Source organism: Clostridium polyendosporum, assembly GCF_018332455.1.
Lineage (GTDB): Bacteria > Bacillota > Clostridia > Clostridiales > Clostridiaceae > Clostridium_AY > Clostridium_AY polyendosporum.
On the sequence record NZ_BOPZ01000008.1, the window covers coordinates 78,775 to 104,247 of the forward strand.

Sequence of the window (25,473 nt, forward strand, 5' to 3'; positions counted from 1 at the left end):
AAGGCATAAAGGTATCATAGAGAGGGAAATTCAAAGGCTGAGAGGTTTCCTATATTATGTGTCTTGAAGGTAGCTTTGGAGCTTCTTTGTTGAAAGGAAAGTAAATAGGCAGATATTGAGCGTATTTACTTTGTTAGCTAGATTTCACTTAGTGAAATGGTAGCATATAATAGTAGGCAAAGACGGCAGCGATGTCGTTAAAGGTTAAAGGGCCCATAGAGAGTATTTCTGTGGGAAAAAAGGTGGTACCGCGAGTCTTCGTCCTTTTGGATGAAGGCTCTTTTTTATTTTATAAAAAATTTATTAAGGTCATCGTAAAGGTAATTTAATATAAGTTTTATCTATAAGTACATAATCTTAATTAATGATTAATTAAGGACAATTTAGGGGATAATTCAGCTATGACCCAATTATACAGTAAATGGGAAATTGTCCAACCATAAGGTATAAAATTGCTAAAGATAAACAACTCCAATTCTTAAATAATTTAGTTATGAAGTTGTAGATCTATATATTAAAGTAAATACAATCATACTTATGATGATTTAATATAAAAGGAGGAAATAAAATGTTAGATAGCAAAAATATTGCTACCACGTATAGTCCTAAAGAATTTGAAGAGAGAATTTATAAGACTTGGGAGGAAAAGAAATATTTTACCCCGGTAGTTGATAAGAGAAAAAAACCTTATACAATAGTAATGCCACCACCAAACATAACTGGTAAGCTTCATTTAGGGCATGCTTTAGACAATACATTACAAGACATGCTTATAAGATTTAAGAGAATGCAGGGATACTGCACATTATGGCTTCCTGGTGAAGATCATGCTAGTATAGCTACAGAAGTTAAGGTGGAAAATGAACTTTTAAAACAGGGCCTAAAGAAAAAAGAAATGGGTAGAGAAGTATTCCTTGAGAAGGTTTGGGAATGGACTGATGAGTATAGAGAAAGAATAAGAACTCAGCTTAAAAAGATGGGATGTTCAGCAGACTTTACAAGAGAGGCCTTTACAATGGATGAGAATCTTAATAAAGCTGTTAGACATGTATTTATTAAGCTTTATAATGAAGGGTTGATTTATCAAGGAAATAGAATCACAAACTGGTGTCCAAAGTGTGAAACAGCTTTATCAGATGCTGAAATAGAGTACATGGAACAAGAAGGCAGCTTCTGGCACATAAAGTATCCAGTTAAAGATTCAAATGAATATTTAGAGATAGCAACAACAAGACCTGAAACGTTACTAGGGGATACGGCAGTAGCTGTAAATGCTAACGATGAAAGATATAAGCATTTAATAGGAAAAACATTAATACTTCCTTTAGTAGGAAGGGAAATTCCTGTTATAGCAGATGATTATGTTGACTTAGAATTTGGTACAGGTGCAGTTAAGATAACACCAGCTCATGATCCAAATGATTATGAGGTTGGTAAAAGACATAACCTTCCTGAAATAAGAGTTATGGATGATAAGGGAACAATAAATGAGCTTGGAGGAAAATATGTAGGCCTTGACAGATATGAAGCTAGAAAGCTTATGGTTAAAGAACTTGATGAACAAGGATTATTAGTTAAAGTTAAGCCTCATGTTCATAATGTTGGAACTCATGATAGATGTGGAACAGTTATAGAACCTATAATATCTAAGCAATGGTATGTAAAAATGGAGTCGCTTGCAAAACCGGCTGTAGAAGTTGTTAAAGAAAAGAAGACAAAGTTTATACCAGAAAGATTTGAAAAGGTATATTTCAACTGGATGGAAAATATTCAAGATTGGTGTATATCAAGACAGCTTTGGTGGGGACATAGAATACCAGTATGGTATTGTAAGGACTGTGGAGAAATAATAGTTATTGAAGAAACACCAGCTTCATGTACAAAGTGTAGTTCAAATAATCTTAAGCAGGAAGAAGATGTACTTGATACATGGTTCTCATCAGCTCTTTGGCCTTTCTCAACATTAGGATGGCCAGAAAAGACTGATGATTTACAGTACTTTTATCCAACAAGTACCCTTGTAACTGGATATGACATTATATTCTTCTGGGTAGCTAGAATGATTTTCTCAGGAATACACAACATGGATGAAACACCATTTGAAAATGTATTAATTCATGGAATTATTAGAGATTCTGAAGGAAAGAAGATGAGTAAATCCCTTGGTAATGGTGTGGATCCACTAGATGTTATAGATAATTATGGTGCGGATGCTCTAAGATTTATGCTTGTTACAGGAAATGCTCCAGGTAATGATATAAGATTCTTCCCTGAAAGAGTAGAAGCTGCTAGAAATTTTGCAAATAAGATATGGAATGCTTCAAGATTTGTTATGATGAATCTTGATAGAGAAATCATGGATAAGTATAAGGATTGCAAAGAGTACAGCTTGGCAGATAGATACATTCTTTCAAGAATGAATACTTTAGTTAAGGAAGTTACAGAGAATATAGAAAAGTTTGAGCTTGGAATCGCTCTTCAAAAAATATATGACTTCATGTGGACTGAGTTCTGTGACTGGTATATTGAACTTGTGAAGCCAGTACTTTATGGAAGTGAAGAAAAACAAAAAGGTGTAGTATACAATGTGCTTTACAGAGTACTAACTACAGGATTACAATTACTTCACCCAGTAATGCCATTTATTACTGAAGAAATATATACTCATTTTGCTACTGAATATGAATCAATAACAATTTCAAAGTGGCCTGAATATGAAGAAATTCTATTAGATGAGAAGGCTGAAAGTGATATGTCTTTTGTTATTGAAGCTATAAAGTCTTTAAGAAATGTTAGGGCAGAGATGAATGTACCACCTTCAAGAAAGGCTAAGGTTATGGCATTTATTTCTGGAGATGCAAGAGCAGCCTTTACTGCTGGCGCTGCATATGTGGAGAAGCTTGCTTCAGCTAGTGAAGTTGTTTTCTTAAATAGTAAGAATGAGGTTCCTGAAAATGTTGTATCAGTAGTAGTACAAGGTGGAGAATTATTTATGCCTCTTCTTGATTTAGTTGATAAAGAAAAGGAACTTGAAAGGTTAAATAAAGAAAAAAATAAGCTTCAAGGAGAAATCGATAGAGTAGAAAAGAAGGTAAATAATCCTAACTTTGTAAATAAGGCACCGAAGGAAGTTGTAGATGCTGAAAAAGCTAAGGGTGATAAATACAGAGAAATGCTTGAAGCTGTTTTATCAAGAATTGCATCTTTAGGCTAAGATAAATAATAAGTGATTTAAAATTTAAGGTAGGAAAAGGGATATAATAAATCTCTTTTTACTACCTTTCTTTTTTTGCTCAGATTTTGTAAAGTGAAATCTGGATAAAATTAATAGGTTCGGCACCTGTGCACTTTTATTTTAGATGTAAAAAAGAATTTTCAAGGTAATAAAAAATGAGATTAAGTTTATCCTATAATTATAGCTATACAAGTTAATAAATACTTTAAAATTTTAATAAAGTACTTAAACTAGAATTGTTTTTTCTAATTATTAATATTTAGAATTTGACACTAAAGTTCTATAAAATAGCCTTTCATCCCACGCTTGAAGATATGGCCTTTTCGGCTAAATCTTATAATTTATGTATAAAGGAAGTGTAGTGAAAATGGCGTTTAATATAAATGAAAAAGTAACCTGGGTGGGAAAGATTGATTGGGAATTAAGAAAATTTCATGGTGAGGAGTATTCAACACACAAGGGTTCTTCTTATAATTCCTATTTAATACGAGATGACAAAATTGTGCTAATAGACACTGTTTGGTATCCATTTGCGAAGGAGTTTGTTGCTAACTTAAAGAAAGAAATTGACTTAAATAAAATTGATTATATAGTATGTAATCATGCAGAGCCAGATCATAGTGGAGCATTGCCAGAGTTAATGAAAGAGATACCTAATACGCCGATTTATTGTACAAAAAATGGTGTTAAATCAATAATGGGTCATTACCATCAAGATTGGAACTTTGTTGAAGTTAAGACTGGCGATACTCTTGATATTGGAAAGAATAAATTAATATTTGTTGAAGCCAGAATGCTTCATTGGCCAGATACTATGTTCACTTATTTAGCAGGTGAAAATATATTATTTAGCAATGATGCATTTGGTCAGCACTATGCTTCAGAACTAATGTATAATGACCGTGTTGATAGTGCAGAACTATTTCAGGAAGCAATAAAATACTATGCAAATATTTTAACACCCTTTAGTGCATTTGTTGAAAAGAAAATTAAAGAAGTGCTAAGTCTTAACTTACCAATAAACATGATATGTCCAAGTCATGGAATTATGTGGAGAGAAAATCCAACACAAATTGTTGAGAAATACTTGAAGTGGGCTCAAAGTTATAATGAAAATCAAGTTACAATTATCTATGATAGTATGTGGAATGCTACAAGGAGGATGGCAGAAGCAATTGCTAAAGGGATAAAAGAGTATGATGATAAAGTAAATATAAAAATATTTAATTCCTCAAAAGCAGATAAGAATGACATAATTACTGAGGTTTTTAAATCACGAGCTATAATGGTTGGTTCTTCAACAATAAATAAAGGTATACTATCTTCAACATCAGCAATTATAGAAATGATTAAGGGACTTGAATTCAAAAATAAAAAAGGAGCAGCTTTTGGTAGTTATGGATGGAGTGGAGAATCAGTTAAATTTATAACTGAAGAATTACAGGAGGCTGGCTTTGAAATAGTAAATCAGGGAATAAAGGAACTGTGGAATCCAGGTGATGAAGCACTTAAAAGATGTAGCGATTATGGTAAAAGTTTTGCAGAAAAGATTTAGATATAGGATGTCTTTCTTTTTATCTAAAGTATCCATTCTTTAAAAACACACAACTCTAGTCTTTAAATAATTTATGAAAATAGTCTCGACATGCAATGCTTTTTCATGAATTATAATTCAGTTACGAAGTTGCTTATATATATTATAATAAGATTATATATAGGCATAAGATAAATAAATTGACAAGTTTATAATGTATGAATTAATATTTAGGGTAGGAAAAGGAACGTTATTTCTTTTCCTACTTTATTTGTTGTCATTTCACTAAGTAAAATCTGGCTCAAATTTAATAGGCTCGATGCCTATTAAATTTTATTTTTTATAAAATTAAAAAATATTTTTCTCTATGGTTATAATTAAATGTATAACAAAAGTAGAAAAATTGAGGTGTCTATCTGAGTTTTTAAGTTTAACTTACATATAAAATATAAAAATTTAAAATTATAATTTTATTATAAAAATTAAGGAGTTTAATGATAACATATGGAAAAGTGCTTTAATAAATCAATTAGTATGAGTTATAAGGAGGCTATGAATTATATTACTGAAACTGCAAAATTTGGTAGTAACTATGGACTTCTAAGAACCGAAAAAGTATTAGAACTTTTAGGGAATCCTCATAAAAAGCTTAAATGTATTCATATAGCTGGAACCAATGGAAAGGGTTCTACTACATCTATGCTAACTTCAATATTAATGGAGGCAGGGTACAAGGTAGGAATGTATACCTCACCTTTTTTAGAGGAATTCGAGGAAAGAATTCAAATTAATAAAACTAATATTCCCAAAGAGGATTTAGCTAAGTTTGTAACTAAAGTAAAAGAAGCTGTTGATAAAGTTATCGAAATGGGATTCGATAATCCAACAGAATTTGAAATTATAACTTGTGTGATGTTACTCTATTTTTATGAACAAAAGGTTGATTATGCTGTTATAGAAGTAGGTCTAGGTGGACGATTAGATTCTACTAATGTGATTACACCAATACTTTCTATAATAACTTCTATCAGCTTTGATCACATAAACATACTTGGTGATACATTAGAGAAGATAACTTATGAGAAGGCTGGCATAATCAAAGAAGGAATTCCTATAGTATGTTATCCTCAGCAAGAAGAGAGCATGAATGTTATTAAGAAAGTAGCAGGAGAAAAAAAGTCTTTATTAACTATTGTAAAAAGTGATGCTGGAAACCTAATAAATCCTAAAGGGGAAAATTTTACTCAAGTAATTAAAATTAATACAGAGAAAGATTCATATTTAATTAATCTGCCATTACTTGGAAAGCATCAACTGTTAAATTGTACGGTTGCTGTTACTGCAGTTGAGAGATTGATAGAGCTTGGACTTAGTATTTCTAAGCAACAAATTATTTCAGGGTTAGGTAAAGTAACTTGGAATGGAAGAATGGAGGTTTTAAGAACATCTCCGCTAGTGGTTATTGATGGTGCTCATAATATAGATGGAATAAGTAAAGTTAGAGAAAGTATAGAAATGTATTTTGATTTTAAAAAGATTATTTTAATTTTAGGTATTCTAGGAGATAAAGAGGTAGAGAAGATGGTAAGTGAGATCACTTCCATCACTGATAGCGTAATAGTTACTTCTCCTCACAGTTATAGAGCTGAAGCACCTGAAAAAATTAAAGAATTAATAAATGAACAGGAAATACCATGTGATATTATTGAAGACTATAAGGAAGCATATCTAAAGGCTGTTGATATATGTAATGATGGAGATATGATTTTAATTTGTGGTTCTCTTTACATGGTAGGAGATATGAGAAAAGAAATTAAGGCACTTCTATAAAGGAGTGCTTTTTTGTTGCCATTTTACAAAGTGAAATCTGGCTAAGATTAGGCAGGTTAATTTTATTTGGTATAACTCTTACTTTATTTACTTTAATATACTTATTCGTGATATAATAGAAATAATGTTAAAATATGGAGGAGTCATATATGCTAAATTATAAAAGAAAATATAGGTATGGCGGAGTTAAGGAAAGCATAAAAAACTCCTTTTATGATATTAAAATTAACAGAATATTCTGGTATACGTTCTTTTGTATATTAATAAAATCTATATTATTTTTAGTTTTAATTTCAGATGATAAAGCTAATGGAATTAATCCAATGAAAATCTTTTATTCAGTACCTCCTTTTCTAGTATATTTTAGTTTTATAATTAGCACTCTTTCTTTTTCTTATATTTTTAAGGGAAGAGTTCAACTTTGGAGCTTTTTTACTACTAATCTGCTTATTACAACTTTATATATAGGTGATATATGGTATTACAGAAGTAATAGTTCTTTTTTAAACTTCAATATGCTTCAGATGATGTCAAACTTAGATAATTTAGGATCTAGTATTTTGTCAATGACAAGGTTAATAGATATATTATTCATTGTAGATTTAGTGTTTCAGATTGTTATCTCCATAAGATATATGAGTTACTTTAAAAAAATCCAAAGAAATATAAGTGCTTTTCTTATACTTTTATTTGTACCAATAATTTATTTAACTTATGCACATTACAAAATAGACAACCTTGATATGGGGTTTGAGAATCAGATGATTTTTAAAAAGAGTTGGTCTCCAAATCAAACTATGTCTAATTTAACACCTATAGGATATCACTTGTTTGATTTATATACATATCGTGAAGAAAGCAAAGCTTATACATTTTCAGAAAGTGAAAAGAAGGAGATTGCTTTATGGTTTCAAAACAAGAGGGAATTTTTACCTGATAATGAATACAAAGGAATATTTGCAGGGAAAAATTTATTAATGATACAATGGGAGTCTTTAGAAAATTTTGTTGTAAATCAAAAAGTTGATAATCAGGAAATAACACCAACGCTAAATAGGATTTTATCTAACAGTATTTATTTTAATAACTTTTATGAAGAAACATATAATGGAACAAGTTCAGATGGTGAATTAATTACTCAAACATCAGTATTTCCTGTTAGAGAGGGAGCTACCTTTTTTAGATATCCGTATAATACCTATAATAATTCGCTGCCTAATATTATGAAAAGATTAGGGTATACTACATTGGCCTCACATCCAGATAAAGGATCTTATTGGAATTGGATGCCTGCTTTAAAATCAATTGGATTTGAAAGGTGTCTTGATTCTTCAAACTATGATATTGATGAAGTTATAAATCTTGGAATAAGTGACAGGAGTTATTTAAAACAATTTGGAGACGAGGTAAGAAAACTGAAAGCTCCTTTTTATGCGTACACTGTAACCTTAACCAGTCATGCACCCTTTAATATACCTGAATCAGATAAGGAACTTAAACTTAATGAAGAACTTTCTAAATCAAAGTTAGGGGGATATTTTGAAAGTATAAGATATACGGATAAATATATAGGACAACTTTTAGAAAGTTTAGATAGCTCTGGAGTTTTAGATAATACAGTAGTAGTAATTTATGGTGATCATGAAGGTGTTCATAAATTTTATGATGATGAAATAAAAAAAATAAACTTTCCTGGTAACTGGTGGAAAGAAAATAACCGAAAGGTACCTCTTATAATATATTCTAAAGGTTTAGAAGGAAAAAAAGTTTCTGTATACGGTGGCCAAAGTGATACTCTCCCAACTTTAGCATATCTTTTTGGTGCTAGTAAAGATGAGTATGAAAATAAAGCGGTAGGAAGAAATCTGCTTAACACAAGAAAGAATTATGTTGTACTTTCAACAAGGGAATATTTAGGTGAGGAATCAGTACCTGGAGAAAAAGGAGACATGCTAAAAGCTATTGATTTATGTGATAAATTAATAAGAGGAAATTACTTTAAAGATTAGGAGTTAAGAAGATGATTTCAAACATTTTTTTTGTTAGAAAAAGAAAATTAACAATTATGATTATACTGCTAAACTTTTTGTTCCCAATATTCTCTATAGAAGGGCTTATACCTTGGGGGATCGCTATTGGTTGTGCAGCAATATCATATAAGAATATTAAAAATGGAAAAAAAATAATAACAAAATCTTTCACTTATTTATTAGCTAATGGTTTAATAATACTATCTTATAACATTATTATAAATTCTATAATAAAATATATAGCTAAATTAGGTTTATAAAAAGAGTAGAATTGCATGTTTTTTTATTTGCTTTCATTTCACGAAGTGAAAGCTGGCTCAAATTTAATAGGCTTGATGCCTATTAAATTTGATTTTTTATGAATCGATTAAGATTTAAAGATATGTATCTTTAGACTCTACGCCCGGTTAGTTTTATCTACATCAACATTGTTTGTTTATGTATTGCTCTAGAGCTTTTGAAAGTTGATCAGGACATGAAGTCTCCCTATTGCCACAAGTTATACCTTTTAATCTGTTTATTGCATCATTAATTTCCATACCCTCTATTAGAGCTGAAAGTCCTTTAAGATTCCCTGAACAACCAGCAGTAAAGGATACATTTTTCACCTTATTATTAATAACTTGAAAATCGATTTGTTTTGAACATACTCCCGTAGTTTTGAATGAATACATAGCATTACCTCCTGTTGTTAAGTTTATATTTAAGTTTAATGGATATACAATTTATTTAAATTAAGAACTTTAGGAAAAGTATAGCATGTCCAGGCTGTTTGCTTCTCACTCAAACTATAGATACATAACTTCATAATTGAAATAAGAATATAGTAAAATTTAAATGTTCAAAATTTTTGTGAAATCGGTTAATGATTGAAGCTAAATATCTCTGATAGGCTCAATACCTGTATAGTTTTATTTTTCCTGAATTGTTTGAGGTTTGAAGTTATTTATTATTATTTAATATTATAGCTAAAAAAAGAAAATAGTCAAAGTTAATATTGTATGTTCCATAAAAACTTATTTTTCATATATTAATTATTATAAGCGATATTAATGAGGTGAGGATCTTGGAAAGAATATATGTTTGTAACACAGGCTCTGATTCTATATCGTCAATTAACTTACCTGATTTGTCCTCTAATTCAATTTTAATTAAAAATAATGAAGATCCTGTAGGACCCCACGGAATATGCTTATGGAACGATTATCTGCTTACAGCTAATAACTATAATAACTCTTTAAGCAAGATTTCAATAAAGGATAATAGATTAATAAGTTATTATATTGGAGCACATTGTAATGATGTAAAAACATATAATCAGCTAGCTTATATTGTTTGTGGTGAAGGTAATAGCATTTTAGTTTTTGATTTAGAAAAGGAAAAAATAATTAGTGAAATACCTAGTGGAAATTATCCACATAGCATTGAAATCAATCAACTAACTGGTCTTGGTGTGATTGCTAATATGGAAAGTGATTGTATAACAGTAATTGATTGCAATGAAAATAAAGCATTATTTTCATATAAAGTAGGCGAATATCCATTAAAGGCAATGTTTTCACAAAATGGTCAATATATTTATGTAAATGAAAGTAAAATTGGATCTGAAGAAAGAGGATGCTTAAGGGTTATTAGGGTTAATAATCAACTAACTAGTGAAAAAGTTATTACTGTTGGAAAATATCCTGTAGACTTTTGTTTAGATGAAGAGAAAGAAGTAGGTTACGTGACTAATTTTGGTGAAGGAAGTATAAGCATTGTTCACTTCATTAAAGGTGAGATAAAAAGAATATTAGTTGGCGGAATGCCAAGAGGAATTATAAAGGTTAAAAATAGTATTTTTGTAGGAGATAATTTAGGAGATAGAGTGTTAAAGATAGACATTAATAAAAAAGTAATCATACCAGTAGGAAAAGAGCCTAATGGTATGACTTACTATAGCGATAAATCAATCATTAATTAATACTTGAAATATTTTATTGTATATATCTGAAGGGTTTTCCTTCCATTTAGTACACAATGCTATAGCTTGCTTTTTTGAAGCTACATTTACTTTAAGATCTATTAATAAAGTATTATCTTCAACAGCTTTTAAGTTAACTAAAAAAGTATCATTGTTATCAAGAGTGTAGTCACTTGTAATAGTGAGCTCTTTTTTTATAATGTCAATTCGTTCGCTAATATAATCATCAATAAGGCTAATTTTTTGATGAGATATTCTATCTTTAAAGAAGTAAAGAACGTTATCTCCTTTATCTGTTAAACGTAATAGCTTTTTTGTATCATTTTCTTCATATTTTAAAAACTCAGATGCTATCAGTTCAGAAATATATTGTTGAAGTAAAAAATAGTTTATAAAGCTATTTTCTAAGACAATTTCGGTTAATTGAGTGTTGGATATAGGGTATTTAATAGATTTAATTATATAAAGTAGAAGCAATTTATTTTCTGCTAATTCTAAAGTGTTCTCATTCATTAGTATCCAATCCTCCATACATTAAACTATACAAATAATATTATATCATAAAAAACGACAATAAAATTATTTCTTAATTTTATTTATTTTGTCATGTTTATTTTTAAAACTGAATATCTATTAGAGTAAATATGAAAAAGGTAGGTCCAAATGCAAAAAAAACTAAATATAGCTATTTTGTCTGTTTTAATTTTATCTGTTATTATAGTAGGTATTTTTAATTTAAACCAAAAGAGTGTTTTTAAGGTTGAGAAGAACCTTCCTATATATGCCGTTGAAACTAAAGAAAAAAAAGTTTCATTAACTTTTGATGTGAATTATGCCGAAGAAGATAATCTTTTTAGAATACTGGATATTCTAGATAAATATAATATTAAAGGAACATTTTTTGTTATGGGGGGATGGGTTAATAAAAGTGAAGAAAATTTAGATAAATTAAAATTAATTCATGAAAGAGGTCATGAAATAGGAAATCACAGTTACATACATCCTATGTTTACTAGAATTTCTTCAGAGAGAATGGTATCAGAGATAAAAAAGACAGAAGATATTATATACAGGAGTATAGGCGTTAAAACCAATTTATTTAGGTGTCCAAGTGGTGATTATAACAATTTGGTTATTAATGTTGTTAATAGATTAGGTTACTACTGTATTCAATGGGATGTTGATAGTGTGGATTGGAAAAATGAAGGAGCAGAGATTGAATATAATAGAGTAATTAAAAATATTAAACCAGGTTCAATAATTTTATATCATAATGATGGAAAATACACACCTGGAAACTTACAAAAACTTATAAAAAATTTAAAAAAAGAAGGATATTCCTTTGCGCCTTTAGGAGAACTTATCTATAAAGATCATTATATTATTGATTATAATGGTAGACAGCAAAAAACCAATTAATAGATTTAATAAAAAATATATTGAAAAATTGCCATTAAATGTATTATAATGGAAATGGGTTAGTATTTACTTTATTTTTTATACTATTAAATAAAAATTTTAAAAAAACGAGGGAGAGAGGGGTTATGATGGATAATTCAATGTTAAATAACAAAATTTATTTAGAGGGTACAGTAGCGTCAAAACTAGAATATAGCCACGAAATGTATGGAGAAGGTTTTTATACATTTTGTTTAGAGGTTATGAGATTGAGTGATTCTAAAGATATTCTCAATGTTACTATTTCAGAAAGATTAATATCAGGTATGGATTTAAGTATTGGAACTGAAATCGTTGTTGATGGTCAATTAAGATCTTATAATAAATTTGTTGATGGAGCTAATAAACTTATATTAACAGTTTTTGCTAGAAATATAGAATATTGTACTGAAAGAAGTAAAAATCCAAATGAGATATTTTTAGATGGATATATATGTAAGGAACCAGTTTATAGAACTACTCCATTTGGAAGAGAAATAGCAGATGTATTATTAGCGGTAAATAGAGCTTATAATAAGTCAGACTATATTCCAACTATAGCTTGGGGAAGAAACTCAAGATTTTGTCAGACTTTGAGTGTTGGAGATAACATAAGAATTTGGGGAAGATTGCAGAGTAGAGAATATCAAAAGAAAGTTTCAGATGTAGAAGTTATTAGAAAAATAGCATATGAAGTATCTATTTCAAAGATGGAAAAGGTTAACAAGGATAATACTGTTACAGAGATAGAAGAAGAAGGAGCAGTATAATAAATGCCTTTGTTAGTTAAACTAACAAAGGCATTTTGCTATCTACTGCCATTTCACAAAGTGAAATCTGGCTCAAATTTAATAGGCTTGATGCCTATTAAATTTTATTTTCTAAGATCATCTAATATTTGAGTTTTATCTTTGGTTTTGTCATCTACTTTTTTAATGATCTTTGCTGGTGTTCCAGCTACAACTACACCTTCTGGTACATCTTCAACAACAACAGAACCAGCAGCTACAACAGAACCCTTTCCTACGCTCACACCTTCAAGTATAACAGCGTTAGCACCGATTAAAACATCATCTGCTATAACGCAAGGAGTTTTGCTTGGTGGTTCAAGAACTCCTGCAACAACTGCTCCTGCACCAAGATGTACTCTCTTTCCAAGTTTACCTCTAGCACCTACCACAGCATTCATGTCTACCATGGTTCCTTCACCTATTTCAGCACCTATATTTATAACAGCACCCATCATGATAACTGCATTTTTTTCTATAGTTACTTTATCTCTTATTATTGCGCCTGGTTCAATTCTTGCATCAACATCTAAAAGATTTAACATAGGTATAGCAGAGTTTCTTCTATCATTTTCAATTCTGAAGTGTCTCACTTTATGTTTGTTATCAAGAATTACCTTTGTGATTTCATCACTTTCTCCAAATAATACAAAGAAATTATCATTTCCGTACCATTCGATATTCCCCATATCAGAATCTCTTAAATCACCATTTACATATACTTTAACTGGAGTTGATTTTTTTGCTTCCTTAATGAATCTAGCAATTTCATAAGGATCTGTAAAATTATAACTCATTTTATCATCCCTTCTTCGAGTGTTTATATTTTCATTTATAGTATAACAAAAATATTATAATCAAAAAACTGTGTATAATAAAGGGGTATTAGCTAAAAAATTAAAAATAGAGAAAAATAATGGTGGCTTTTCTTAATAATTCTATTATAAAATGAAAATAGGGAGTGATATTATGGCAAAACTTAATAAAGGATATGTCCAAGTATATACAGGCAATGGTAAAGGTAAAACTACTGCAGCAATAGGGTTAGCAGTTAGGGCTGCTGGCGATGGCATGAAGGTTTATATGATACAGTTTTTAAAAGGAAGAAGAACTGGTGAATTAAACTCAGCTAAAATACTTGCTCCAAACTTTCAAATTTTTAGGTTTGAAAAACCAAAAGGTTTTTTTTGGAATCTTAGTGAGAAGGAAAAGGAGGAGCTTAAAAAAGAAATTATTGAGGGTTACAAATTCGCAGAAAAAGTATTAAAAAATAGAGAATGTGATATTTTAATATTAGATGAAATTATGGGAGTACTTAACAATAAGTTACTATCAGAAAAAGAAATTATATCTTTAATAGAGAAAAAGCCAGAAGATATGGAATTAATCTTAACTGGAAGAAATGTTCCTGAAGAAATAATTAATAGAGCAGATTTAGTAACAGAAATGAAAGATGTAAAACATTATTTTGAAAAAGGTGTAGATTCTAGAGAGGGGATAGAATACTAATGAATAGAAATGTAGAAAATATACAAATTTCAGGTATAAGAAGATTTTATAACAGAGTGTCAAAAGTAGATGGAGCAATCTCACTTACTTTAGGGCAGCCTGATTTTAGTGTGCCAAAAAAGATAGAAGAGTCCATGATAGATGCTATAAAGCAAGGGAAAACAGTATACACTCCTAATGCTGGTATACTAGAGCTTAGACAGGCAATAAGTGAGTATCTAAAAACTTTACATATAAATTATAGTGATGAAGAAGTTTGTATTACTATTGGTGGAAGTGAAGCTTTATTTTCCATTTTTACAGCACTTATAAATCCAGGAGACAAGGTGTTGATTCCATCTCCGGCATATCCTGCATACGAAAGTATAGTTAAAATTCTTGGTGGTGAAGTGGTAAATTATAGTTTAAATGATGACTTTACTTTAAACTGCTGCGAACTTGATAGGTTGATAAAAGAACATAAAATAAAATTTGTTGTTTTATCTTACCCATGTAATCCTACGGGAGCAGTTTTAACAAAAGAAGATAGGGATAGTCTTAGTAAGATTGTTGCAGATAATGATATTACAATTATTACAGACGAGATTTATGCTGCATTGTGTTATGATGAATATTATTCTATAGCACAATGTGATCATTTAAAAGAAAAGATAATTTATGTTAGTGGATTTTCAAAAATGTTTTCAATGACTGGATTAAGAATTGGATATTTTTGTGCTGCTGAAAAATATATGAAGGAAATAATGAAGGTTCACCAGTATAATGTTTCATGTGCAACCTCAATAGTACAGTGGGGGGTTGTAACTGGATTAAAAGAGTGTCTTGCTGATGTGGAGGAAATGAAGGGCGAATTTAGGAAGAGAAGAGATTATGTATATGAAAGATTAGTAAGCATAGGTTTTGAAGTAGTCAAACCTAAGGGTGCTTTTTACATCTTTCCAAGCATAGAAAAGTTTAATATGTCTTCCGAAGAATTTTGTTTAAAGGTTTTGAATGATAAAAAGGTAGCATGTGTACCAGGGGATGCCTTTGGAGTGAAGGGTGAAGGTTTTATAAGAATATCCTACTGTTATAGTATTGATGAATTAGATAGAGCGCTATCTCTTATAGAAGAATGGGTTAAGGGTATGTGATAGAATCACATACCTTTTTTGTTAACATATGATAAATTAAAATCTGGTTAAGTTGAGTAGGATGATATCTGGTCAGTTTAGTATATAAAAGATGCTCTAACATTCATGGATGAAGCCAGAAAACAGTTAATTTTTTATTGGCTAAACTGATAATAATAAGAGGGATGGTGATAATTTGTTAATATTGAAATGTTTACAATTGAGCGTTGTTAAAAATATTTTAACGTTATTGACAACATATAATTAAGAGGTATAATATTTATAAGGGTTAATACATAAATATACAATTATGTAACTAATTTTAATTTAATGTTTTTATTGGTTATGGTTTAATTAATAAGTTTATGCAATAATGCATAATAAAATTTAAATAAAAAAATATCAAAATTTTTAAATATAAGCTTTAAGCTTAGGTAATTAAATATTTATTACCAACGGAGGTTAAGATTTATTAATTTTTGATGCTGCCTTAAAGAATGGTGAGGCTTTCAATACTAAGAAGGCTAAGGCAGATGATGTTGGAGTTAAGGCTTTAGATGACAACACTCTTGAAGTTAAATTAGAGTATTCAACAGCGTACTTTTTATCAATTATGGCCTTCCCAACATATTTTCCAGTAAGACAAGATATAGTTGGAAAGGATAAGGAAGGCTGGGCTTCAAAGCCAGAAACTTTTATTTGTAATGGACCTTTCAAAATGAAGGAGTGGAAATCAAAGGATAGTTTAGTGTTTGTGAAGAATGAAAATTATTGGAATGCTAAGGAGATTAAATTAGAAACAATAGAGTATAAGATGATTGAAGAAGCTACCTCAGCATTATCTACTTTCAGGCAAGAGGATTTAGATTTAATCGATGAAGTTCCAAGACAAGAAGTTCCTCAACTAATAAAAGATGGGGTTGCTAAGATAGAACCATATCTTGGAACTTACTTCTATGTATTAAATATTTCACTAAAGGCTAAGGATGTTGATTTAGAAGCTGCAAAGGCGTTAGCAGATCCAAGGGCTAGAAAAGCATTAAAATAAAACTTAATAGGCGTCAAGTCTATTAAAGATACACTATTTCAATCCTTATAAAGTTGTGTATCTATAGTTTGAACTAGATTTCACTTTGTGAAGTGGAAGCAAATAAAAGAGGACAGATTTGTGTCTGTCCTCTTTTTGAATTATAACTTTAAATTTATTACATCTTCCATTGAGTAAAGTCCAGGTGAACTTATAGCTGCCATGTATTCACAAGCTTTTAATGAACCAACTGCAAATACTTCTCTTGATATGGCCTTGTGAGTTAATTCAATAACTTCGCCATCTCCAGCAAAGATAACATCATGATCACCAATGATGTTTCCTCCACGTACTGCATGAACGCCTATTTCCTTATGATGTCTTTTAGCTATTCCGTCTCTTCCGTGAACAAATATAGTTTCTTCTTCTAATGAATTCTTAATGCTTTCAGCAAGCATTACAGCAGTTCCAGAAGGAGAGTCAACCTTTTGGTTATGATGTTTTTCAATAATCTCAATATCAAAATTATCGAATAATATAGGGGATATTTTTCTAAGAATAATATTTATAAGATTTATACCTACACTCATATTTGCTGAACGGAATACAGGTATAACCTTTGATTTCTCATTTATTAAAGCTAGGTCTTCTTCTGAATAACCAGTGGAACAAAGAACAACTGGTTTATTATTTTTTTCTGAAAACTCTAATAGTTCTTTAAGAGCATCTGGTCTTGAAAAATCCAATAATACATCATATTCAATAGTACATTCACTTAATTGTAAAAAAATTGGATAGCTAAGTTGGCTATTTGGGAATTTATCTATTCCTCCCACTATAGAAAGGGATGGAAATTTTTCAACTATCGTTGAAATAACTGTTCCCATTTTACCACTGCAGCCATTTAATAATATTCTAATCATGTTTACCTCCATTATTTAACTAGGTTATGCTTTATTAAAACATCCCTAAGTTTGTTTAAGTTTCCTTCTTCCATGTCACAAAGAGGTAATCTAAGGTTTCCTACATTAAAGCCCATTAAATTCATTGCAGTTTTAACAGGTATAGGATTAGTTTCTATAAATAGAGTGTTTATTAAGTTAAGTGTTTGGAGTTGTATATCCAGTGCTTCCTTAACTTTACCACTTTGATAGAGCTCACACATATCATGAACTTCCCTAGGAATAACATTTGCTAATACTGAAATAACACCTACACCGCCTAATGAAAGTATTGGAATTATTTGATCATCATTACCAGAATAAATATCAATACTATTCCCGCACAGTGCTTTCATTTTAGCAATTTGGCTAATATCTCCACTTGCTTCTTTTATTGCTACTATGTTTTTTAATTTAGTTAATTCTAATAAAGTAGCAGGAGTAATATTCATACCTGTTCTTCCAGGAACATTATAAACTATTATAGGAGTATTTACAGCATCATTTACTGCTTTAAAATGTTCAATTAATCCTCTGGCATTAGTTTTATTATAATAAGGAGTTATAACTAAAAGTCCATCTACTCCTATACTTTCTGCCCACTTGCTCATATTAACAGAAGCAGCAGTATTATTATTTCCTGTACCAGCTATGACGGGTATTCTTTTATTAACAACATCAACAGTAAATTTTATTGTTTCCTTTTTTTCTGATTCACTCATTGTTGAAGCTTCACCAGTTGTACCACAAACGATGATAGCATCTGTTTTGTTGGATATGTGCCACTCAAGAAGTTCTCTAAGCTTTTCAAAATCCACTCCATTTTCAGTAAATGGTGTCACAATAGCAACACCAGATCCCGTAAAGATTGACATTACAATACCCCCACTAATTATTTTTCATTAATCATAATTTCTGCAATTTGTACTGCATTTAGAGCAGCACCTTTTCTTATGTTGTCTGCTACAACCCAAAGGTTTAATCCGTTATCTATGCTGAAGTCTTTTCTTATTCTTCCAACAAATACTTCATCTTTTCCTGAAACTTGAAGTGCAGTAGGATATTTTAATTCCTTTGTATTATCATATACAATTATTCCCTTAGAGTTGCTTAATAAATCTACAATGTTATTTATTTCAAATTCTTTTTCTAATTCTATATTAATACTCTCACTATGAGCATTTAATACAGGTACTCTAACTGTAGTTGCAGTTATTCTTAAGTTATCGTTATGAAGAATTTTTCTAGTTTCTTTTATCATTTTTTCTTCTTCTTTTGTATATCCGTTATCTAGAAATACATCAATGTGAGGTAAAACATTACCTGCTATTGGATATGGGAATTTCTTAGGAGCTTCGCCTTTTAGACCATTTTCAAGGTCTTCTATACCTTGCATTCCTGCACCTGAAACTGCTTGATAAGTTGAATAAACTATTCTCTTTATTCCGTAATTATCATAAAGCGGTTTAAGTGCTACTACTGCTTGTATTGTAGAGCAGTTTGGATTAGCGATTATACCTTTATGCCATTTAATATCTTCTGGATTAACTTCTGGTACTACTAGAGGAACTTCAGGGTTCATTCTCCAAGCACTACTATTATCTATTGCTACTGCTCCGATTTTTGCGAACTTTGGAGCAAATTCTAAGCTTGTGTCACCACCTGCTGAGAAAAGAGCAAAATCTACTTTTTTATTGTTTATGTTCTCTTCACATAATTCCTCAACTACAATATCTTTTCCTTTAAATTTCATAACTTTGCCTGCAGATCTTTTTGAAGCAAATAAGAATAATTCTTTAACAGGGAAATTTCTTTCCTCTAATATTTCAATAAATTTTCTACCTACGTTTCCTGTTGCACCTACTATAGCTACATTAAACATGTAAATCCCTCCTTAAGTTAGTGAAAAAATAATTGTGTTTAAAATACTCATAATTTAAATTATACACGAATATTGATTTTGGGCTATAACTTTTTTATTAATTTTAATAAATTATTTTTGGATTGTATAGTTATAGATTTATATGGTAATACTACTAAAAAATTTACTTTAGGTTTAAAGGAGTGTTTTTTTATGAGTAAAACACCTTTAAAAAAAATTATTAAATCAAAGATAAAATCAAATAGAGATTTAACTGAAGCAGAAAAACTTAGGGAACAAATGAAATATGAGATTGCTTCAGAGCTTGGATTGAAGGAAAAGGTTGATGTATTCGGCTGGGGAGGACTTACTGCAGAAGAGACGGGAAGAATTGGAGGCATAATGACGAAACGTAAGAAAGATCTTAAGTTACCCAGCAATAATGAGATTTTAGGAGTAAATAAAGAGCATTGACGAAATATAGATTTATATATAATATAGTCTAGGATAAATTGTTATATGTTTCTAAGTAGATTTTCGTGGGGGATGGGTAATGAAAAGTTATAAAAAATTTGCTAATATATACGATCAATTAATTTATGAAGATGTTAATTATGATAAAATTAGTGAAAAAATATATAGTTTATGTAATAAATATTCAGTGAGTTTTGATGATTATCTTGATTTAGCGTGTGGGACTGGAAATGTAGCTAAGAGGGTAGGAAAGGAATTTAAGAATATATTTTTGGTAGATATATCAGATGATATGCTAGTAGAAGCTGATAAGAAACTTACAGAAGAGAAGATTAAAGCCAAAATAGTGTGTCAAGATATGACAGAATTAAATTTAAATAGGAAGTTTGATTTAATTACATGTGTTTTAGATTCAACTAATTACATACTAGAGGAAAATGATTTAATTAAATATTTTGAAGGAGTTAAAAATCATTTAAAAGATAATGGGATTTTTATTTTCGATATTAACTCTTATTATAAACTGAGTGATGTTTTAGGTAATAATGTTTTTACTTATAATAGTGAGGAAGTTTTTTATGTATGGGAAAATATTTTTGAGGATAATATAGTGGAGATGAATTTAACTTTCTTTGTAAATCACGAAGGTTTATATGAAAGATTTGATGAAGTACATGAAGAGAGAGCATATAGAGAAGAAGAAATTGAAAGTATAATTACAAAAGCTGGATTGCAAATTTGTGATAAGTTTGATGGTTATACTGATGATAAAGTAAATAAAGGGACTGAAAGAATTATATATATATTAAGGAAATAATTGGAGGAGAATATAATGAAGGATAAGATTATAAGAGCTACAGCTAAAGACGGAATGGTAAGAATAATTGCTGGTATAACAACTAAATTGGTAAATGATGGTGTTAAAATTCATCAATGTACTCCTACTGCGGCAGCTGCTCTTGGAAGGATGTTAACTGCAGGAAGCTTAATGGGAGCAATGCTTAAATCAAAGAAAGAAACTTTAACATTACAAATTAATGGAGGGGGAGAGGCAAAGGGTATTACTGTTACATCATATTCTGATTGTACAGTTAAAGGATATATTGGAAATCCATATGTAGATCTTCCATTAAATGAAAAAGGTAAACTTGATGTAAGTGGAGCTATAGGAAAAAAAGGAAACCTATTAGTTATTAAAGATCTAGGACTTAAGGATCCATATGTAGGACAAGTGCCGATTTACACAGGTGAAATAGCAGAAGATTTTGCTTATTATTTTACTGTGTCAGAGCAAACACCTTCAGCAGTTTCTTTAGGAGTACTTGTTGATAAAGATATGTCAATAAAATCTGCAGGTGGATTTATAATTCAAATGATGCCAGGAGCAGATGAATTACTTGCTGACTTAATTATGTATAGATTGCAAGAGATACCTCCAATAACAACGATGATATCAGATGGTAAGAGTATTGAAGAAGTTATGGGATATGTATTTAAAGATATGGATTTAAAGATAAATGATTCAATTGAACCAGAATTTAAATGTAACTGTTCAAGAGAGAAGGTTGAAGGTGCTTTAATAAGTATAGGTTTAAAAGATTTAAAAGAAATATATGATGATGGAAAAGAAGAAGAATTAAAGTGCCATTTTTGTAATAAATCATATATATTTACTAATGAACAAATTGGTAACTTAATAGAAAATTTAAAAAGATAATAAAGTAGGTTGACAAAGTGTGCTAAAGTTCATATAATATAAATAGTTTAGTGCAACTTAGCACATATATGGCTCAGTAGCTCAGTTGGTTAGAGTGCCGGCCTGTCACGCCGGAGGTCGAGGGTTCGAGCCCCTTCTGAGTCGCCACAACCACAAGGCCAGATAGCTCAGTCGGTAGAGCAGAGGACTGAAAATCCTCGTGTCCCTGGTTCGATTCCTGGTCTGGCCACCAGGTTATGCGGAAGTGACTCAATGGTAGAGTGTCACCTTGCCAAGGTGAAAGTTGCGGGTTCGAATCCCGTCTTCCGCTCCATATGGCGCCATAGCCAAGTGGTAAGGCAGAGGTCTGCAAAACCTTTATTCCCCAGTTCAAATCTGGGTGGCGCCTCCAAAGAAAACATCAAGCTTATGCTTGATGTTTTTTTTATAGGAATTTATATTATGGTTACTGTATCAACAATTTATTTATATTAAATCATTGATACAATAATAGTAGATTTATAACATATTTTGTGCAAAAATCTCCATTATCTTATGAAGGTAACTTAGAGAAATTTCATTATTCGTAACGTTGTATGTTAACAGTTAAGTTATATCTTTTTGTTGAAATATAAAAGTTAATGACATAAAAAAAGCCTCATTAATTATATGTACAAATATCAACATTTATTCTTAATTAGCGTAAGATATATGAGATTATATATTATAAAACCAATATACTCCCTCTATCAATAAGTTTCCCGTTAGATAAATAAATTGGTTTAATATTATACTTATCTAAAAATTCCAATACCAGTTCACCATATAAATAATTTCTAAGATCTCCAAAGAAAGCCATTTTATTTGGAGAAATCAATCCACAGCATCCTCCTATAAAACCATAATCTAATCCTTGTAAGAGGATGTCGCCAGGAGGAAGAAGTAAAATATCAAACCCCTCATTTATTAAGGTTTTAGCTATAACTTTGTCAGAGGTAATTATTGCTTTGTTGTTAACAATAGCACAAGAACATTTTGTATATCCTTGCTTAACTGAAATTAATTTCTTATGATTAATCAAGGATAAAAGATTACTATCGGTATTATTTAAATTATGTATAAAGTAATCTTTTAAATTCACCGCATTTAATGCAATGTTATCTGGATATTTCTCAAGTAATCTTTTCTTTGAAAAGATATATTTAATATTTCGTTTTTCTAAATTGTTTAAAAAGTTTTTATCAATGTCTGGATGAACCATTAAAGTATTTTTATCTAAAATGTGTATTTGAATATCTGGGTGGCCATCTATAGCCATATATAATTTATTAAATTTTGATACTTTAAGTACATCTAAACCTATTGATTCTAGGTTGCTTTGCTCCTTAAACGATATTCTGTAATCAACAAAACAGCATTTCAAAAAAATCACTCCTTGATAAAAAAATAGATGTATAAGCTCATAATTAAACTGAATTCTGGAGAGTTATATTAAAATTATAAAATATTTTTTCTCCAAATTCATTAAGAATAGCTTTTTAAGTGTTTAATATTACACTTAGGTTAAATTGAAGCAATGTACAATATATATTTAATGTCGATTTGTGTGTTTTAAATTTTGTATAGAGGAAGAATTTTAATACATACTATATGTAAGGAAGGAGTGAGCGAAATGCTGCTTTTGAAGCTTGCATACGAAGGGGAGCAAAACTTCATTGAAGATATTCAAGATATAAGGAACTTATTTAAAGAAAAAAATATAACCATAGGCATTTCTGAAAGTATAGAAGGAAATACTCACTTCGTAAAGATATTCTGTAATGACGGTGATTATAGCGAAAAGCTAAAATCAATTATAGATTTATATATAAGTAACATTTTATATAAAGTTGTTATAGATGTGTTTAAAAAGAAAGAAATGTTTGAGTATTTAACGGACACTTATTTTTTTCTAAAACATGAAGAACTTTTAGAAGTAGAAGAACAAATTATGAGAATGCTTAATGGAAAAGAAGCAATATCAGATGAAACTAATATTTATTGTATGAATAGAATTAATAACATTATTGAAAAAATAAAGAGTTGTATAGAAGAAAACCAAGAGATTAATGTAAATGGTTTTATAACTTTTAGAATGAGAGATTTGTTAGGAGATATTGAAAATGTAATAGATAAAGTTATAGAAAAATATATGGTTGAAAAAGAATACAGAGAATTTATAAAATTATTAAAATATTTTGTTGAAATTCAGGAAAGTAAAATTGAAGAAATAAATTTAGTTGTTGATAAAAATGGAGGATATCAAGTTAGAGATAGTTATGGGAATGATATATTTAAAGAATTTATTAACGATTTAAGTGAGTGTAAAATAGGAAATAGTGTCAATATAGAAGATGTAATTATAAGTGGCCTCATAACTAATTCCCCAAGAAGAGTTATCATACACCATAAAGAGAATTGTGCAAATAGAGAGTTTCTTGATACAATCATAAATGTATTTGGAGACAGAATAAGATATTGTGATGAGTGTAATATATGTAATAGAACAAAAATTAAAATATGAAAAGTATTGACATAAGGAGAAATAGGTGCTAGAATGATTCATGTATTAAGAAGAAACCGCCGTTTCTCACCTTGCAGCAAGGCTAGTAAGGTTAGTGTTATTACTTGTGAGAGTTTTCTTTGAAAGTGGTAATAGAGGACGGCTTATGCCGTCCTTTTATTATTTGTATAAAAAGGTGTTCTAAGTATATCGGAGGTGAACGGTATTAATAAAAATTTTGCAGTAAACTATGAAATTAGAGAAAAAGAGATAAGAGTTATTGCTGATGACGGAAGTCAGTTAGGAGTAATATCTACAAGAGAAGCCTTAAGGATGGCTGAAGAAAAAGAGCTAGATTTAGTTATGATCTCTCCAAATGCCAATCCACCAGTATGTAGAATAATGGATTTTGGTAAATATATTTATGAGCAATCCAAAAAAGAAAAAGAGGCTAAGAAAAAACAAAAAGTTATTAATGTAAAAGAGGTTAGAGTTAGTCCGACCATCGAAGAAAATGATGTTAGGATTAAAGCTAATAATGCAAGAAAATTTTTAAATGATGGAGACAAAGTAAAGGTAACAGTTAGATTTAGAGGTAGAGAAGCTGAACATGCTCATGTTGTTGGAAACAGAATTCTTAAAAATTTTGTTGAAAGATTAGAAGATGTATGCGTAGTAGAAAAACCAGCTAAATTAGAAGGAAGAAATATGACTGTAATTTTGGCTCCAAAAAAAGCATAACTTGAGAGGAGGAACTTTATTATGCCAAAAATGAAAACTCATAGAGGTGCAGCTAAAAGATTTAAAAAGACAGGATCAGGAAAGTTAAAGAGAGCGAAGGCTTTCAAGAGCCACATATTAACTAAAAAGAGCTCAAAGAGAAAGAGAAACTTAAGAAAAGCTGCTTACGTTTCAACTACACAAGAAAAAGCAATGAAGAAATTATTACCATATCTATAATACGTTACGGAGTAGGAGGTTCACAATATGGCAAGAGTTAAAAGAGCAGTCAATGCTCGTAAGAATCATAAAAAGGTATTAAAGCTTGCAAAAGGTTACTATGGTGGAAAGAGCAAGCTATTTAGAACAGCTAATGAATCAGTTATCAGAGCATTAAGAAATGCATATGTTGGAAGAAGATTAAAGAAGAGAGATTTCAGAAAACTTTGGATAGCAAGAATAAATGCTGCTACAAGAATCAATGGTCTTTCATATTCAAGATTTATGAATGGAATAAAGTTAGCTGGCGTTGATATAAATAGAAAAATGCTTTCAGAGATTGCAATAAACGATCCAAAGGCATTTGCAGACTTAGTTGAAGTTGCTAAGAATCAGTTAAATGCTTAATCCTTAATATAAAAATGCGACAAAAGTCGCATTTTTAATTTACTGCCATTTCACTAAGTGAAATTTGACTAAAGCTGAGCGGGCTCTATGCCTGGTCAGTTTTATTTTATAGGAATTTATTATAAACCTAGACATAAATTCCATGAA

The 25,473-nt window shown here is 30.0% G+C and carries 25 protein-coding genes, 4 tRNA genes and 2 other annotated features (1 of these 31 only partly in view); of the genes, 22 read left to right on the forward strand and 7 right to left on the reverse strand.

Annotated features, from left to right (window positions below):
- Positions 1–269, forward strand: a binding site (T-box leader) (it extends 25 nt beyond the left edge of the window).
- A 299-nt stretch (positions 270–568) separates the two neighbouring features.
- The 5 genes from CPJCM30710_RS06615 (at position 569) to CPJCM30710_RS06635 (ending at position 8,889) form a co-directional block, all read left to right on the forward strand.
- Positions 569–3,214 carry a valine--tRNA ligase gene (locus CPJCM30710_RS06615; protein ID WP_212903387.1) on the forward strand — a complete coding sequence of 882 codons (2,646 nt, stop codon included), beginning with the start codon at positions 569–571 and terminating at the stop codon, positions 3,212–3,214.
- A gap of 388 nt (positions 3,215–3,602) precedes the next feature.
- A complete protein-coding gene (locus tag CPJCM30710_RS06620) occupies positions 3,603–4,790 on the forward strand; it encodes an anaerobic nitric oxide reductase flavorubredoxin (protein WP_212903388.1) in 1,188 nt (395 codons plus the stop codon).
- A 513-nt stretch (positions 4,791–5,303) separates the two neighbouring features.
- Complete coding sequence (locus tag CPJCM30710_RS06625; RefSeq protein WP_212903435.1) at positions 5,304–6,599, forward strand: bifunctional folylpolyglutamate synthase/dihydrofolate synthase; 1,296 nt, start codon at positions 5,304–5,306, stop codon at positions 6,597–6,599.
- Between the two features lie 149 nt (positions 6,600–6,748).
- The gene (locus CPJCM30710_RS06630; RefSeq protein ID WP_212903389.1) at positions 6,749–8,608 is read left to right on the forward strand and encodes an LTA synthase family protein; all 1,860 of its coding nucleotides are present in this window, start codon (positions 6,749–6,751) and stop codon (positions 8,606–8,608) included.
- A gap of 11 nt (positions 8,609–8,619) precedes the next feature.
- Positions 8,620–8,889 carry a hypothetical protein gene (locus tag CPJCM30710_RS06635; protein ID WP_212903390.1) on the forward strand — a complete coding sequence of 90 codons (270 nt, stop codon included), beginning with the start codon at positions 8,620–8,622 and terminating at the stop codon, positions 8,887–8,889.
- A gap of 162 nt (positions 8,890–9,051) precedes the next feature.
- On the opposite strand, the gene CPJCM30710_RS06640 is transcribed toward CPJCM30710_RS06635, so the two are convergent.
- Complete coding sequence (locus tag CPJCM30710_RS06640; protein ID WP_212903391.1) at positions 9,052–9,303, reverse strand: TIGR03905 family TSCPD domain-containing protein; 252 nt, start codon at positions 9,301–9,303, stop codon at positions 9,052–9,054.
- A gap of 392 nt (positions 9,304–9,695) precedes the next feature.
- On the opposite strand from CPJCM30710_RS06640, the gene CPJCM30710_RS06645 reads away from it, so the two are divergent.
- Complete coding sequence (locus tag CPJCM30710_RS06645; RefSeq protein ID WP_212903392.1) at positions 9,696–10,592, forward strand: YncE family protein; 897 nt, start codon at positions 9,696–9,698, stop codon at positions 10,590–10,592.
- Here CPJCM30710_RS06645 and CPJCM30710_RS06650 read toward each other — a convergent pair.
- Entirely contained in the window at positions 10,578–11,105 is a 528-nt protein-coding gene (locus CPJCM30710_RS06650; protein WP_212903393.1) for a DUF4364 family protein, read from the reverse strand. The two genes, CPJCM30710_RS06645 and CPJCM30710_RS06650, sit on opposite strands and share 15 nt — an antisense overlap.
- A gap of 150 nt (positions 11,106–11,255) precedes the next feature.
- Here CPJCM30710_RS06650 and CPJCM30710_RS06655 point away from each other — a divergent pair, with 150 nt between their 5' ends.
- Both CPJCM30710_RS06655 and CPJCM30710_RS06660 read left to right on the forward strand, forming a co-directional pair.
- The gene (locus CPJCM30710_RS06655; RefSeq protein WP_212903394.1) at positions 11,256–12,011 is read left to right on the forward strand and encodes a polysaccharide deacetylase family protein; all 756 of its coding nucleotides are present in this window, start codon (positions 11,256–11,258) and stop codon (positions 12,009–12,011) included.
- Positions 12,012–12,139: 128 nt separating this feature from the next.
- On the forward strand, positions 12,140–12,799 hold the full coding sequence (locus tag CPJCM30710_RS06660; protein ID WP_212903436.1) for a single-stranded DNA-binding protein: 660 nt from the start codon (positions 12,140–12,142) through the stop codon (positions 12,797–12,799).
- Positions 12,800–12,903: 104 nt separating this feature from the next.
- On the opposite strand, the gene dapD is transcribed toward CPJCM30710_RS06660, so the two are convergent.
- The gene (gene dapD, locus CPJCM30710_RS06665; protein ID WP_212903395.1) at positions 12,904–13,614 is read right to left on the reverse strand and encodes a 2,3,4,5-tetrahydropyridine-2,6-dicarboxylate N-acetyltransferase; all 711 of its coding nucleotides are present in this window, start codon (positions 13,612–13,614) and stop codon (positions 12,904–12,906) included.
- Positions 13,615–13,786: 172 nt separating this feature from the next.
- On the opposite strand from dapD, the gene CPJCM30710_RS06670 reads away from it, so the two are divergent.
- The 3 genes from CPJCM30710_RS06670 to CPJCM30710_RS06680 all read left to right on the forward strand — a co-directional run bounded on the left by CPJCM30710_RS06670 (position 13,787) and on the right by CPJCM30710_RS06680 (position 16,486).
- Positions 13,787–14,326, forward strand: a complete 540-nt coding sequence (locus tag CPJCM30710_RS06670; protein WP_212903396.1) for a cob(I)yrinic acid a,c-diamide adenosyltransferase — start codon at positions 13,787–13,789, stop codon at positions 14,324–14,326.
- Complete coding sequence (locus tag CPJCM30710_RS06675) at positions 14,326–15,459, forward strand: pyridoxal phosphate-dependent aminotransferase (protein WP_212903397.1); 1,134 nt, start codon at positions 14,326–14,328, stop codon at positions 15,457–15,459. Before CPJCM30710_RS06670 ends, CPJCM30710_RS06675 begins: the two co-directional genes overlap by 1 nt.
- A gap of 454 nt (positions 15,460–15,913) precedes the next feature.
- Positions 15,914–16,486, forward strand: a complete 573-nt coding sequence (locus tag CPJCM30710_RS06680) for an ABC transporter substrate-binding protein (protein ID WP_212903437.1) — start codon at positions 15,914–15,916, stop codon at positions 16,484–16,486.
- A 140-nt stretch (positions 16,487–16,626) separates the two neighbouring features.
- Here the strand turns inward: CPJCM30710_RS06680 and dapB are convergent, their stop codons facing one another.
- Genes dapB through CPJCM30710_RS06695 form a run of 3 tightly spaced genes read right to left on the reverse strand, consistent with a single transcriptional unit; the run spans position 16,627 to position 19,288 of the window.
- Positions 16,627–17,388 (reverse strand): 4-hydroxy-tetrahydrodipicolinate reductase, encoded by a 762-nt coding sequence (gene dapB, locus CPJCM30710_RS06685; RefSeq protein WP_212903398.1) that lies wholly within the window; start codon positions 17,386–17,388, stop codon positions 16,627–16,629.
- An 11-nt stretch (positions 17,389–17,399) separates the two neighbouring features.
- Positions 17,400–18,281 carry a 4-hydroxy-tetrahydrodipicolinate synthase gene (gene dapA / locus CPJCM30710_RS06690; RefSeq protein WP_212903399.1) on the reverse strand — a complete coding sequence of 294 codons (882 nt, stop codon included), beginning with the start codon at positions 18,279–18,281 and terminating at the stop codon, positions 17,400–17,402.
- A 17-nt stretch (positions 18,282–18,298) separates the two neighbouring features.
- Positions 18,299–19,288, reverse strand: a complete 990-nt coding sequence (locus CPJCM30710_RS06695; protein ID WP_212903400.1) for an aspartate-semialdehyde dehydrogenase — start codon at positions 19,286–19,288, stop codon at positions 18,299–18,301.
- Positions 19,289–19,480: 192 nt separating this feature from the next.
- Between CPJCM30710_RS06695 and CPJCM30710_RS06700 the strand changes: the two genes are divergently transcribed.
- From CPJCM30710_RS06700 to CPJCM30710_RS06730, 7 genes are all read left to right on the forward strand, one after another.
- Positions 19,481–19,741 (forward strand): alpha/beta-type small acid-soluble spore protein, encoded by a 261-nt coding sequence (locus CPJCM30710_RS06700; RefSeq protein ID WP_212903401.1) that lies wholly within the window; start codon positions 19,481–19,483, stop codon positions 19,739–19,741.
- 79 nt (positions 19,742–19,820) lie between these two features.
- Positions 19,821–20,558, forward strand: a complete 738-nt coding sequence (locus tag CPJCM30710_RS06705) for a class I SAM-dependent DNA methyltransferase (protein ID WP_212903402.1) — start codon at positions 19,821–19,823, stop codon at positions 20,556–20,558.
- A gap of 15 nt (positions 20,559–20,573) precedes the next feature.
- Entirely contained in the window at positions 20,574–21,458 is an 885-nt protein-coding gene (hslO, locus tag CPJCM30710_RS06710; protein ID WP_212903403.1) for an Hsp33 family molecular chaperone HslO, read from the forward strand.
- A gap of 70 nt (positions 21,459–21,528) precedes the next feature.
- Positions 21,529–21,605 (forward strand) — tRNA-Asp (locus tag CPJCM30710_RS06715).
- Positions 21,606–21,614: 9 nt separating this feature from the next.
- Positions 21,615–21,690 (forward strand) — tRNA-Phe (locus CPJCM30710_RS06720).
- A gap of 6 nt (positions 21,691–21,696) precedes the next feature.
- A tRNA-Gly gene (locus CPJCM30710_RS06725) sits at positions 21,697–21,771 on the forward strand.
- 3 nt (positions 21,772–21,774) lie between these two features.
- A tRNA-Cys gene (locus CPJCM30710_RS06730) sits at positions 21,775–21,849 on the forward strand.
- Positions 21,850–22,161: 312 nt separating this feature from the next.
- On the opposite strand, the gene CPJCM30710_RS06735 is transcribed toward CPJCM30710_RS06730, so the two are convergent.
- On the reverse strand, positions 22,162–22,860 hold the full coding sequence (locus tag CPJCM30710_RS06735; protein WP_212903404.1) for a DUF6873 family GME fold protein: 699 nt from the start codon (positions 22,858–22,860) through the stop codon (positions 22,162–22,164).
- Between the two features lie 249 nt (positions 22,861–23,109).
- Here CPJCM30710_RS06735 and ytxC point away from each other — a divergent pair, with 249 nt between their 5' ends.
- The 4 genes from ytxC (at position 23,110) to rplT (ending at position 25,326) form a co-directional block, all read left to right on the forward strand.
- Positions 23,110–24,000 carry a putative sporulation protein YtxC gene (gene ytxC / locus CPJCM30710_RS06740; protein WP_212903405.1) on the forward strand — a complete coding sequence of 297 codons (891 nt, stop codon included), beginning with the start codon at positions 23,110–23,112 and terminating at the stop codon, positions 23,998–24,000.
- A gap of 41 nt (positions 24,001–24,041) precedes the next feature.
- Positions 24,042–24,166: a sequence feature (ribosomal protein L20 leader region), on the forward strand.
- Between the two features lie 29 nt (positions 24,167–24,195).
- On the forward strand, positions 24,196–24,720 hold the full coding sequence (gene infC, locus CPJCM30710_RS06745; protein WP_212903406.1) for a translation initiation factor IF-3: 525 nt from the start codon (positions 24,196–24,198) through the stop codon (positions 24,718–24,720).
- A 21-nt stretch (positions 24,721–24,741) separates the two neighbouring features.
- Positions 24,742–24,939 (forward strand): 50S ribosomal protein L35, encoded by a 198-nt coding sequence (gene rpmI, locus CPJCM30710_RS06750; RefSeq protein WP_212903407.1) that lies wholly within the window; start codon positions 24,742–24,744, stop codon positions 24,937–24,939.
- A gap of 27 nt (positions 24,940–24,966) precedes the next feature.
- A complete protein-coding gene (gene rplT / locus CPJCM30710_RS06755) occupies positions 24,967–25,326 on the forward strand; it encodes a 50S ribosomal protein L20 (RefSeq protein ID WP_212903408.1) in 360 nt (119 codons plus the stop codon).
- Positions 25,327–25,473: the final 147 nt, after the last annotated feature.